Here is a 12,593-nt window from a genome sequence, read left to right as displayed (position 1 = left end):
GGTAAGCCCCCCTTTGTGGAAATAATATATAGTATATGTGTATAGATCGTTATATGTGAGTATTTTTTGGGGCGTCATCGAACAAGGGATAAAAGCGCCTATTTTTGGCTAAAATGATTGCACCAATAGAGAGTTATGTTATAATAAGTCTACTAACAAGTCGATATCGATATGTGTTGAGCAGGAGGAGTAGCATGTATGCGCACGTACAGAAAGAGGAGCCCATTGGCTGAGAGGTTCCTTCGTTTGCCCCATGTGAAGGTCGCCTAGGAGCTGTTATGCTGAAACGTTGAGTAAGCATAGCCGGTGAGAGCCGTTATTTTACTTAAGTTGTGTAACAAGCCCCAAGTGGCTTGCTGCAAACAAAGGTGGTACCGCGAGTCCCTTCGTCCTTTGAGATGGAGGGCTTTTTTTATTTTTTGAAGGAGGCGAATGAGATGGCAGAAGAAGTGACAATGAGCGGAAAGTACGATCCGAAAGAAACAGAAGCAAAGTGGTATGATTTTTGGGTGAAGGGGAAGTTTTTTGAAGCAACGGGCGATCCAGAGAAAACACCTTACTCAATTGTGATTCCGCCCCCAAACGTGACAGGAAAGCTACATCTGGGGCATGCATGGGATGCGACGTTACAAGATATTTTAGCACGCACAAAGCGGATGCAAGGCTTTGATACGCTATGGCTTCCGGGAATGGACCATGCTGGGATTGCGACGCAAGCGAAAGTTGAAGGGAAGCTGAGAGAAGAAGGGAAGTCACGCCATGATCTTGGTCGCGAAGCGTTTTTAGAGAAGTCTTGGGAGTGGAAAGAGGACTATGCATCATTTATCCGCCAACAATGGGCAAAAGTGGGGATTTCCGTTGACTATTCGCGCGAGCGGTTCACGTTGGATGAAGGGTTGTCAAACGCGGTGCGTGACGTGTTTGTGGCGTTATACGAAAAAGGCTTGATCTATCGCGGCGAATACATTATTAACTGGGACCCACAAACGAAAACAGCGTTATCAGACATTGAAGTCATTCATCAAGACGTTCAAGGTGCGTTTTATCATATGAAATACCCACTTGTGGACGGAAGTGGCACGATTGAAATTGCAACAACGCGTCCAGAAACGATGCTTGGAGATACGGCGGTCGCGGTACATCCAAAAGATGATCGTTACAAACATTTGATTGGAAAAATGGTGCGCTTACCAATTGTAGGGCGTGAAATTCCGATCGTGGCCGATGAGTATGTTGACCAAGAATTTGGTTCTGGTGCAGTTAAAATTACACCGGCACATGACCCGAACGATTTTGAAATTGGCAACCGCCATGACTTGCCCCGCATTCTCGTTATGAATGAAGACGGGACGATGAATGAGAACGCTGGAAAATACGAAGGGCTAGACCGGTTCGTGTGCCGGAAACAAATAGTGAAAGACTTACAAGAGATGGATGTGCTGTTCAAGATTGAGGATCACATACATTCTGTTGGTCATTCAGAACGTAGTGGTGCAGTGGTTGAACCGTATTTGTCGACACAATGGTTTGTGAAGATGTCACCACTAGCGGATGCAGCGCTTGAATTACAACAAGATGAAGCAACAAAAGTGACGTTCGTCCCAGATCGATTCGAAAAAACGTACGTCCGCTGGATGGAAAACATTCGAGATTGGTGTATTTCGCGCCAACTATGGTGGGGACACCGCATTCCGGCGTGGTACCATAATGAAACAGGCGAAGTGTATGTCGGTCACACCGCACCAGAAAATGAATCGGAATGGACACAAGATGAAGATGTGCTTGATACATGGTTTAGCTCGGCGCTCTGGCCATTTTCAACGATGGGCTGGCCCGACGAATCAGCAAGTGACTATCAGCGTTATTATCCAACCAATGTGCTTGTCACGGGCTATGACATTCTCCAGTTTTGGGTGTCCCGGATGATTTTCCAAGGCAAAGAATTTACAAATACACGGCCATTCAAAGATGTGCTCATACACGGGTTAATTCGTGATTCAGAAGGGCGCAAAATGAGTAAATCGCTTGGCAACGGGGTTGACCCGCAAGATGTGATTGAGAAGTACGGGAGCGACGCTCTTCGATTCTTCTTATCAACAGGGAGCTCTCCAGGCCATGATTTACGTTTCCACTGGGAAAAAGTTGAGGCCGCTTGGAATTTCGGTAATAAAATTTGGAATGCCGCTCGATTTGCGCTCATGAACATGGAAGGACTAAAGCATGACGAGATTGATCTTTCCGGTGAAAAAACGATTGCCGATCGTTGGATTTTAACACGTTTGCAAGAAGTGACAGCTGACGTGACCCGCTTAATTGACACATATGAATTCGGTGAAGTCGGGCGCTCATTGTACAACTTCATTTGGGATGACGTATGTGATTGGTACATCGAGATGGCGAAGTTGCCACTATACGGAGAAGATGAACAAGCGAAGAACATGACGCGTTCGGTGCTCGCCCATGTACTCGATCATACGATGCGTTTGCTTCACCCGGTCATGCCATTTATTACAGAAGAAATTTGGCAGCACTTGCCGCATAAAGGGGATTCAATTACGGTTGCTGCATGGCCGACGTATGATGAAACACTCATTGACGATGAGGCTGTCAAAGATATGACGTCATTAAAAGAAGTGATTCGTCAAGTGCGTAACACGCGTGCCGAAAGCAATGTGCCAATGAGCAAACAAATTGCACTCCACATTCGCCCAACGGATGACGAGACAGCAGCATGCTTGGCACGCGGAAAGGCATACATTGAAAAATTTGCGAACCCAAGTGAACTGCAGATTGCGGTGGACTTGCCAACACCAGCAAAAGCAATGTCGCACGCATTAACGGGAATGGAGCTGTTCCTCCCGCTGGCAGGGTTGTTAAACTTGGAAGAAGAAGTGGCGCGGTTGAAAAAAGAAGTTGAAAAGCTTGATAAAGAAGTGAAGCGGATCGACGGCAAACTGGCAAACAAAGGCTTTGTCGAGAAAGCACCAGCCCATGTCGTAGAAGAAGAAAAAGCGAAGCGCGCCGATTACGTTGCGAAGAAAGAAGCAGTGGAAGCGCGGATCGCCGAATTTGAAGCGTGATAAACAGAAAGGGGGCAGCGAGATGAAGACAGCAGAAGAAGCAATCGCATGGATTCATTCGCTGCTGCCGTTTGGCATCAAACCAGGGCTAGCGCGAATGGAAGCGATGCTTGCCGCACTCGATCATCCAGAAGAAAAGCTGCAAGCCATTCATGTGGCGGGCACGAACGGAAAAGGATCGACGGTCAGCTTTTTGCGTCATATGTTCCAAGCGGACGGCTGGTCAGTCGGCACGTTCACCTCGCCTTACATTGAACAATTTGCTGAACGCATTTCTATGAACGGGGTACCGATTAGTGAAGCTGATCTACTAGCCGCAGCACAAAAAATCCGTCCACTTGTAGAAGAGATCGCGAAAACACCTCTTGGGTCACCGACCGAATTTGAGGTGCTTACGGCAATGATGTTGTGGCATTTTGGTGAGGTGGTGCGCCCTGATATTTGCTTAGTTGAAGTCGGGCTCGGCGGGCGTATGGATTCAACGAATGTCATTTCCCCACTGGTTTCGGTCATTACGACGATCGGCTACGACCATATGCATATTTTAGGTGATACACTGTCTGAAATTGCGTATGAAAAAGCAGGAATCATTAAGCCGGGCACACCCGTCGTTGTTGGCAATGTTCCTGAGGAAGCGCTGGCGGTTATTGGTGAGGTGGCGGTTGATAAACAAGCACCACTGACGGTGTTTGGTGCAGATTTCGGGGTGGAAACGGATGTTGTGCAGCCTGAACCTGGTGTAGAAGCATTCGAGTGGAAATGGCAGAGAAAGCCTGCTTCTACATATAAGTTGGCCATGATTGGACCGCACCAACGAGAAAACGCGGCGGTGGCATTGGCGACGCTTTCTGTTTTAGAGAAACAAACAGCCTGTATGATTCGTGAGGAGACACGGCGCGAAGGTTTAAAGCAGGCGTCGTGGCCAGGACGGTTTGAATATATGCAACAAAAACCCGACATTATTCTTGATGGTGCCCATAACAAAGAAGGCTACGAAGCGTTGGCGGCGGTGCTCGAAGCGCGTTATCCAGGGAAGAAAATGATCATGTTGCTTGCGGCAACGAGAGAAAAAGACATTTGTGATTTACTCGCCCCATTTCGTGAGCTGGACATCGATTTCATGTTTACAACGTTTGACTTTCCGCGCGCGCAAGCAGCGGAAGTGTTGTATGAACGTGCCGATGTTGCAAGCAAACGGTGCGTACCTGATTGGCGAGCTGCACTTGCGGAGGTGCGCGAGCAGATGACAGAAGAAGATGTGCTTGTGGTGACAGGTTCGTTGTATTTTGTGTCGGATGTGCGGCGGGGGTTTGTGGGGTGAAATAGGTAACAGCGATTGCGCAGTCGTAAAATGCCATAATTGCTGTTTTTTACCTTTTTGAATGGAAAATAACGAAAAGAGACAACTTGAGTTATGTATCAGTTAATTTATTAAATGATAGGATTTGGCAGTCTCTCAGATCATAGATGTATCGCACATTGGAAAGAAAGGGGGTTTTGAAACATGGATTATAAGGTGGTTAATATTCAAACGTATTTTTTACAGGAAGAATCGGCTGATCAGGTGATAGATTTCAACCAACCTGAAAGCTATTTTGTCCAAATTAGCGATCCAAAAGTGTCGGACATCTTACGTTCAGAATAAAAGAAGTGAATGATGCGACTGTGTGAAGCATCATTCACTTCTTTTTTAGGATACATTGATAATTTTACTAATTAAAGGGAATTGAAGACTCTAATGGACTTGATAAAACCAGCGATGGAACATGGAATTGCGAAAATTTGTCGTTTTTTATTGGCGTGAAGGTGGAAACCATGTATGATTGTAGGCGTACACAAGAGGAATGAAGTACAGTCCTCTCCAAAATATTACATAGCCCCTCATCCTCCTAAGGGGTGGTTTGAGTAAAAAAGGAGTGGTATAAGTGCCTTTTGCTGGTGTTGTTACAATAGCAGTGTTTGCAAGTATGCAGTTGTTTATAGTAAGTTGGCTCATTTGGAAAAAGAAGATGCTATCTTTGGTGGCCGGATATGATGAGGACACTTTTAAAGGGGACAAAAATAAACTTGCCAGAGAAACAGGACTTGTTGCAACCATTACTGGATTATTAGTTTTGATGCTGCCTTTTGCTGATGAATATGTTGGTGAATGGGCTGGGAACATGGTAGGTATTGTGATGGCAGTTATGATTCTAGGATGGGTTATTTTCCGAAAGATACGTCCGTTTTGAGGAGGAGTGTTTCGAATAGATTCGTGATTATTTAACTTACAGTTACTATCAACATATGCTAGAATAAAAGGAAGCTGAATCACTCATGTGCGGGCTTGGCACACCTTCTAGGAAAGGAGGTGGTGCCGGATGTCGGTTTACGAAGCATTGTCGTTGACAGTTGCAACGAACGTATTGTTATTGTCATTGCTTACTGTGGTGCTTGTACTGACAAAGCGCAACGAAAAATAGCCCTCTCATGAGTGTCGTGGCAGACGCGAGAGGGCTATGACCTTTTTATCTGCCAAGCCCGTGACAGGGTTCAGCAATACCGTCTAAAGCTTTCGCTTTAGACGGTGTTTTATTAGTATTGCCTATACAACTATATTATACGACATAGAAGTGACTATTTTCAATGAAAAAGTTCCCTCCTAGTGCTTTCACTCAGAACGAAAAAAATAGCGTCCCTTATGGTGATACTTTATTGTAAATAACAGGCATTTTCCCTTTCCAATTGTGCCACTGCTCATCATTAACAATTAGATCAGCCATGAAATGGGCGACATTGATTCTAGTTGTTACACCGGGATTAAAGATGGCGCTTCGAGTTGGCGAATCGTACACATTGTATGCAGTGGTCTGATCTTCATCTTTCAAGCTATCGGGACGAACGACTGCCCATTCGATTGTGTTGTGGTCTTGTCTGATCTCTGTTCGCAAATAGTCAGCGGCGCGCTCATTATCTAAGTGCGGGGGTAACAACAGACGGATAACGCTCGTTATACATCTTTGTGCAAAAGAAACTCGTTCAGGGATGTCACGATTGCTATTACCAGCTGTGTTCATGAGTACAAATTTCACACGGTGTTCAGGGTTGTTTTCTTTAATAGCGTCACACAACTTGCGAGTAGCATCAGTGACGAGCATACGTGGATGCCCAAAAATTCCTTTTAAAGTCATATTGTGGCCTAAGCATGAAGCGACAGCATTACATCCATGAACATGATGAGCCATCTCAGTCTCGCAAAGTTCTAATATATTTGCGCGGATAATAGATAAGTGGGGGTGATTTTTCACATCCTCTTGCATTTTCTCAAGTGATCGAATAATTATTGTAACGTGGACACCGCGATTTAGCAGCTCTTTTACAAGCAACCGACCAGTGTTTCCGCTCGCACCTACGACAAGAGCTGTCACGGGTTTTTCTTTGTTTTTGGCATCCATCATTGCGTCTCCTCTCTGTGGCGGTGTATTTTTATCGTGTTCTATAGCATTCAAATGTTAATTTATATGATCCATAAACTCGAAAAATAATTCAAGTGTCATTTTCCCTCTAAAAAAGCAGGAACGACACAATTTTCATCGAATATGTCGTATAACGAAAAAAGAAAGGGGATGTGTCATGATGTTCTTGTTTGCAGCCGTATTAGGTGCGGTATGTGGGTCGTTTTTCCACGTAGTCGGGACGCGGGTACCGCTTTCGTCTGCGTTGTGGACACGATCCCGTTGTGATGCTTGTTTGCGCACATTACGTCCATTTGAATTAATGCCACTGATATCGTATGCGATTCAATTAGGGCGATGTCGTACATGTTACGCTAAGATCCCGCGCTTATCTCCAACTATTGAAGCTGTTACAGCAGGGTTATTTCTGTTAGCGTTCTGGAAGCACGGCGTCCAACTGGCGTTATTGTGGGTGCTACTTTTCATATCGCTCCTTGCCATTGTGACGGTAACCGATCTTTCACGAATGATTATTCCAAATGTAATATTACTTGTATTTGCGGTGCCACTCATTGGTATTCGCTTATTTTTTATTCCTACATTTACATGGATAGATGCACTTCTGGGCTTATGTGTGGTGGTGTCGTTGTTGTTTGTCGTATTCATATACCGACGTGACCAACTGGGGGGTGGAGATGTGAAATTACTTATCTTACTTGGTTTTGTGATGGGTGTCCCAGCTATTTTATATGTCATTGCAGTTGCTTCCTTTTTAGGATTGGTTTATATCGGAGGCGCGGTGTTAAGTAAGCGAATATCTGGAAGAGAGCGGATTCCTTTCGCGCCTTTTATTAGTATGGCAGCTGTGCTCGTTTATTTCTTATTTGATATGTAAAGAAGCCCGTTCTACTCATCCCATCTGTGTCATACAGATATATTAAGTACAGAGAAAGGAGGGGCTTTGATGCAGCGTGGTAAACGTACAATGTCATTTCATTTTGGACAAGCGGAAAAAGAGCAGTCACAGGTAAGTGTAGAAGCACGAGGAGATACAGAAGATCACAAAGAAACAGCACCAGCTGTACCAAAAATATTGACGTGGGATGCCGCCCCTTTTGCAAACGAGCGATCGTCAGGTGAACAAGCAAGTGAAGATGATGATTTTATTCCTGAGCCAAGTATGACAACTCATGATGATAAAGTGATCGACTTTACTCAAAAACAGGAAGAGAAACGAGAAGGTGAAGCGCCTTTCTGGGATGATGGCAATCGCGTCAATCCGCCAAAATTACCACCTAAAGGACGGAAACGGGTAATAAAAGATGTGATCGGGGTGGTGCCTTGGAACTTGGTGACAGCCATCGTCTCAGCCATTGTGGTCGGTCTCGGACTCGGTTTTGTTGTATATAAAATGGTTGTAACGGAATCTATCGGTACGGCAAGTGAGGGTGGTGAAAATTTGGATGCGGCATTGGCAGCAGCGGTCGAAGCTGGTTTGCCAACATGGCATGTAGATGTTGTTCAAGGTGCGGCGTTTGACACAGTAGAACAAGGACAACCTGTGGTTGATAAAGTAAAGCAAGGTGGTTTGCCCGCTACATTGTTTTCAAAGTCAGGTGAGTCGTCCTTTTTATTCGTTGGTGTGGCACCAGATAAGGCAGGGGCACGTTCTTTAAGCGCAATGATTGAGGAAAAGGGACAAGATACGTATGTAAAAACGTATACAATTGAAGGTGGACGGTCAAATACACTTGACACCGAAGCAATCACGTGGTTTTTACAAGCGCACGGGCTTTATAAAGAGCTTTTACAAGAGACATCGCGACGGCTTGTGGATGAAGAAGGTGCGTCTGTACAAGCTGATGATGTAATTAAGAAGATGGAAGGGACGCTGAAGGATTTGACTGCAGCACGTGACCGTTCTTTGAGTAAACTCCCAGAAAAGGCAAGCGAGCAAGCGTTAAATATGCATAACGGTTTGGTCAAAGGGTTACATGCTTTTGCTTCTTTTGAAAGTGGACAAGAGAAACAAGCTATGTGGCAAGCCCAGCAATCGTTGCTCGATGCACTCTATGCATATGCGTCAATGGTTGAAGTGTTAGCTGAAGCATGAAAGCGCTCATAATGGGCGTTTTCCTTTTTTTAGTGATGCGTTTTGTATATAATAGGAACATTCATGGGGGAGGGATTTTAATTGGGGGAAAAACAGATTTGCATTGATACATTATGTGACTTGGAAACAGTGACGAGTCCAAGTCTATCACCTGATGGAAAAACGGTTCTTGCGGTAGTAACATCGATCGATCATGTCAAAAATGACTATATTTCCAATGTTTATTCCTTTAAAGTGCAAGAAAAGAACGTGCCTTTGCAGCTTACATTTGGGACAAACAAACACATCTCACCAAAGTGGTCACCAACTGGTCATGCATTTGCTTTCTTGTCAGACCGTTCAGGGCGGATGCAGTTATTTGTAAAAGTCGGTTTAGCGGATGCTCGTCAATTAACGGATGTGGATGGTGCAGTGACAAAGTTTTCTTGGGCTCCAGACGGGAGACATATTGTGTTTTCAACGCGCGTAAAGGCAAGAGGCTCGATAGAAGAAGCAGCGCAGGATCATCTTCCGCAGCCGCATGTCGTGGAGAAGATGAAGTATAAATCAGATAGCCGTGGGATGTTTGACGATTCAGTGCAGCAAATGGCCCTGGTCTCTACGGATAAGGCAGAGGTGACGTGGCTAACAAACGATCATTATGACATACAGCTACATGGGTTTTCTCCAGACGGATCGGCGCTATTGATGTCAGGGGATGAACGCGATCATCACGATTTTTCGTTTTTGGCAGATCTTTGGTTGTTGTCTCTTGAAGACGGGAAAAGGGAAAAGCTCACTTCAGCGTCGCTTGTGATTCTAGATGCTTGTTTTTCACCGGATGGTGCATATGTGGCGATTCTTGGTCACCAACGTGAGTTTGAAAATGCGACGCAGCCCAAATTGTTTTTATATAAACGTGCAACGAAAACCGTTCAAATGCTTGCGGAAGACAAAGATGTCTATATCGGTGATGTGATGATTGGCGACTTTTTGCAACAAGTGGTTGACCAAGGGATAAAATGGACGGATGATAGTCAAGCGATTGACGCACTTGTCTCTCAGAAAGGTGCCGTTCATCTATGGCGTTTTCATTTGAATGGAGATGTTACAACGCTCATAGAGGGTGCGCAACATATTCATGGCTACGATATACAAAGTGATTGTGTGGTTGCGACAATGAGTACAGTAGAACGTCCGAGTGCTGTGTACTCAGTTAATTTACGCACAGACGATTTGGTGTTAATCCATGATGGGAACGAACAGTTATCTTTAGAAAAGAGTTACCCAGAACCGGTTTACTATGAACGAGACGATGGTACTTTTGTTGCGGGTTGGCTCATGAAACCGACCCATTTTGAAGAAGGGAAGAAATATCCGCTTATTTTAGAAGTTCACGGTGGTCCACACGCAATGTATGGTGTGACATATTTTCATGAGTTTCAAGTTCTATGCGCACAAGGGTATGGTGTATTATTCACAAACCCACGAGGCGGCCACGGTTATGGTCAAACGTTTGTGGACGCTGTGCGGAGTGACTATGGTGGTGGAGATTTTCGCGACTTAATGGATGTGCTTGATTTTACGTTAGCACAGCATGATTGGATTGATAGAAGTCGCCTTGGACTCACTGGTGGTAGCTATGGTGGCTTTATGACAAATTGGGTGATTGGTCATACGAATCGTTTTAAAGCAGCGGTAACGCAGCGATCGATCTCCAATTGGATCAGCTTCTATGGTGTAAGTGACATCGGTTATTATTTCACGGAATGGCAAATTGGGGCGGATTTAAGTGATATTGCGACGTTGTGGCATCACTCGCCATTAAAATATGTTGAAAAAGTGGAGACGCCTTTGCTCATTTTGCATAGCGAAAATGATTTGCGTTGTCCAATTGAGCAAGCAGAGCAATTATTTATTGCGCTAAAACGTTTAGGGAAAGAGGCGACATTCATGCGTTTCCCAGAAGCGAACCACGAACTATCGCGAAGTGGGAAACCGAATTTACGTTTTGCTCGTTTACAAGCGATTGTTGACTGGTTTGAGAAATATTTGTAAGCAACTTGAGAAGCAACCATGCGGATGGTTGCTTCTTCTAGGTGTGCCCGGCATGTCTAACGGCTAGGCGGTGAAAGTCCGCTACAGGCTTGGCAATAGGAACTGTTAGCGAAAGGCAAGGGTGTCTGGGGTGACCCAGAATCTGAAGGAAGCCGGACGCAAAATCCCGAGGTGACGAATAGAAACTGGATACAAGGCTGACTGGAGATGGATGAGTTTGCCTAACAAAACAAAGTCCGATACTGCCCGAGTCTCCTACAGTAAATCCAGCACCTACATGGGAGGAAAGTGGTTAGACTTACCCGGGGAGATCTTACAAGGGTCTCTTGAGAAGAGACAATCACATCAGTGATGATGAGATGAATTGTAAGAAGTCAGCAGAAGCCATAGTAGCTCTACGGAGTGAAGGGCTGAACAATGATAATCTTGGAAACAGTGGAGGTGTGAGGCATGCAGAGACCACAGATAACATCAAAAGATGGATCCCTGTCGGAGAATAGGATGGAATCCGAAGATAAGACAGGATCGTACAGGATGTCTTGCGGTGAACCTGAAGGAAAAGATGGTGTGAGCGAACTAATGATGGAGATCATCGACTCTGAAAACCTGAACCGAGCGTATCAGAAAGTAAAAGCGAACAAAGGTGCAGCAGGAGTCGATGATATGACAGTGGAAGAACTATTCGTGTATCTCCTGAAACACAAGCGGACGCTGGTGAAACAAATCAAAGAAGGAACGTACAGGCCTCAGCCGGTAAAGCGAGTGGAAATCCCAAAGCCGGATGGATCTAAACGCAAACTCGGCATACCAACAGTGTGCGATCGACTTGTGCAACAGGCAATTCTCCAGGTCATCAATAAATGGATCGATCCTAAGTTCTCAGACAATAGCTTTGGCTTTAGACCAAATCGAAGTGCACACGACGCGATGAAAAGAGCGAAGGGATACTTCGAAGAGGGATATCGCTATGTCGTTGACATTGACATGAAGCAATACTTCGACACGGTCAACCATGACAAACTGATGTATCACGTAGAAGAGCACATCCAAGATAAAACGGTATTAAAGCTCATCCGCAAATTTCTGAGAAGCGGTGTCTCGATCAATGGACAAATTGAAGCAACAGAAATTGGGACTCCGCAAGGAGGAAATCTTTCGCCACTCCTCAGCAATATCTACCTAGACCAGCTGGATAAAGAACTGGAGAAACGAGGGCACAGATTCGTCCGCTATGCGGACGACTGCAATATCTATGTGAAAAGCCAAAAAGCAGGGGAACGAGTCATGAACAGTGTGACCACCTTCCTAGAGAAGAGCCTAAAGCTGACAGTTAATCGGGAGAAAAGCGAAGTGGGTCGACCAACCAAACGAAAATTCCTAGGCGTATGTATACATGTCAGAAAAGATGAGGTAGGGTTTCGTCCGCACCCAAAGTCCCTAAGGAACTTCAAACGAAAATTGAGACAAGTCACGAGCAGGAAACGTAGTGGAAACATCCGGGATATCATTAAAGAAATCAACACGATTACAATCGGATGGATCAACTACTTCGGCATTACCTATATGAAAAGGCGAATCGAAAGTATATGCCAATGGCTGAGACGAAGGATCAGGCAAATCATATGGAAACGCTGGAAGAAGGTAAGTACGAAGTACAAAAGTCTCATGAAACTTGGAGTTCCAAAATCAAAAGCATGGCAATGGGCGAACACACGAAAAAGCTACTGGCGTATTGCCGGCAGCTTCATTCTGAGTAAATCCATCACAAACGCGATTCTTAGCAAGGTAGGTTTAAAAGATCTGAACCAACTTTATGAGAAAGCACACTCAAATCATTGAATCGCCGTATACGGATCCGTACGTACGGTGGTGTGAGAGGTCGGGAGCTAAAGCTCCCTCCTACTCGATGTGTAACTGTCTTTCATAAGC

At 45.0% G+C, this 12,593-nt stretch carries 9 protein-coding genes and 1 other annotated feature; of the genes, 8 read left to right on the top strand and 1 reads right to left on the bottom strand.

What is annotated here, in order from left to right; genetic code table 11:
- Positions 1 to 167: 167 nt before the first annotated feature.
- Positions 168 to 397 (top strand) — a binding site (T-box leader).
- Between the two features lie 40 nt (positions 398 to 437).
- The 4 genes from NSQ26_RS09200 to NSQ26_RS09185 all read left to right on the top strand — a co-directional run bounded on the left by NSQ26_RS09200 (position 438) and on the right by NSQ26_RS09185 (position 5,311).
- On the top strand, positions 438 to 3,080 hold the full coding sequence (locus tag NSQ26_RS09200; RefSeq protein WP_499717924.1) for a valine--tRNA ligase: 2,643 nt from the start codon (positions 438 to 440) through the stop codon (positions 3,078 to 3,080).
- Positions 3,081 to 3,102: 22 nt separating this feature from the next.
- A complete protein-coding gene (locus NSQ26_RS09195) occupies positions 3,103 to 4,401 on the top strand; it encodes a bifunctional folylpolyglutamate synthase/dihydrofolate synthase (RefSeq protein WP_499717923.1) in 1,299 nt (432 codons plus the stop codon).
- A gap of 183 nt (positions 4,402 to 4,584) precedes the next feature.
- Positions 4,585 to 4,725: a hypothetical protein gene (locus NSQ26_RS09190; protein WP_499717922.1), complete on the top strand. Its 141-nt coding sequence runs from the start codon at positions 4,585 to 4,587 to the stop codon at positions 4,723 to 4,725.
- Positions 4,726 to 5,005: 280 nt separating this feature from the next.
- On the top strand, positions 5,006 to 5,311 hold the full coding sequence (locus tag NSQ26_RS09185; protein ID WP_090774329.1) for a DUF3784 domain-containing protein: 306 nt from the start codon (positions 5,006 to 5,008) through the stop codon (positions 5,309 to 5,311).
- Positions 5,312 to 5,758: 447 nt separating this feature from the next.
- Here the strand turns inward: NSQ26_RS09185 and NSQ26_RS09180 are convergent, their stop codons facing one another.
- Complete coding sequence (locus tag NSQ26_RS09180; protein ID WP_499717921.1) at positions 5,759 to 6,514, bottom strand: NAD(P)-dependent oxidoreductase; 756 nt, start codon at positions 6,512 to 6,514, stop codon at positions 5,759 to 5,761.
- Between the two features lie 178 nt (positions 6,515 to 6,692).
- Between NSQ26_RS09180 and NSQ26_RS09175 the strand changes: the two genes are divergently transcribed.
- From NSQ26_RS09175 to ltrA, 4 genes are all read left to right on the top strand, one after another.
- Entirely contained in the window at positions 6,693 to 7,409 is a 717-nt protein-coding gene (locus tag NSQ26_RS09175) for a prepilin peptidase (protein WP_090774330.1), read from the top strand.
- A gap of 69 nt (positions 7,410 to 7,478) precedes the next feature.
- Positions 7,479 to 8,627 (top strand): hypothetical protein, encoded by a 1,149-nt coding sequence (locus NSQ26_RS09170; RefSeq protein WP_499717920.1) that lies wholly within the window; start codon positions 7,479 to 7,481, stop codon positions 8,625 to 8,627.
- Between the two features lie 81 nt (positions 8,628 to 8,708).
- Positions 8,709 to 10,664: a S9 family peptidase gene (locus NSQ26_RS09165; protein WP_090774332.1), complete on the top strand. Its 1,956-nt coding sequence runs from the start codon at positions 8,709 to 8,711 to the stop codon at positions 10,662 to 10,664.
- Positions 10,665 to 11,114: 450 nt separating this feature from the next.
- Entirely contained in the window at positions 11,115 to 12,503 is a 1,389-nt protein-coding gene (gene ltrA, locus NSQ26_RS09160; protein WP_499717919.1) for a group II intron reverse transcriptase/maturase, read from the top strand.
- The last annotated feature ends 90 nt before the right edge of the window (positions 12,504 to 12,593 follow it).

Source organism: Bacillus sp. FSL W7-1360, from assembly GCF_038592975.1.
Taxonomy (GTDB): domain Bacteria; phylum Bacillota; class Bacilli; order Bacillales; family Bacillaceae_D; genus Shouchella; species Shouchella lonarensis.
This window is presented reverse-complemented; position numbering and strand designations above follow the sequence as displayed.

Excerpts from the sequence above, each read along its gene's own strand:
- NSQ26_RS09200 (WP_499717924.1), top strand. The coding sequence starts at position 438 with ATGGCAGAAGAAGTGACAATGAGCGGAAAGTACGATCCGAAAGAAACA.
- NSQ26_RS09195 (WP_499717923.1), top strand. The coding sequence starts at position 3,103 with ATGAAGACAGCAGAAGAAGCAATCGCATGGATTCATTCGCTGCTGCCG.
- NSQ26_RS09190 (WP_499717922.1), top strand. The coding sequence starts at position 4,585 with ATGGATTATAAGGTGGTTAATATTCAAACGTATTTTTTACAGGAAGAA.
- NSQ26_RS09180 (WP_499717921.1), bottom strand. The coding sequence starts at position 6,514 with ATGGATGCCAAAAACAAAGAAAAACCCGTGACAGCTCTTGTCGTAGGT.
- NSQ26_RS09175 (WP_090774330.1), top strand. The coding sequence starts at position 6,693 with ATGATGTTCTTGTTTGCAGCCGTATTAGGTGCGGTATGTGGGTCGTTT.
- NSQ26_RS09170 (WP_499717920.1), top strand. The coding sequence starts at position 7,479 with ATGCAGCGTGGTAAACGTACAATGTCATTTCATTTTGGACAAGCGGAA.
- ltrA (WP_499717919.1), top strand. The coding sequence starts at position 11,115 with ATGCAGAGACCACAGATAACATCAAAAGATGGATCCCTGTCGGAGAAT.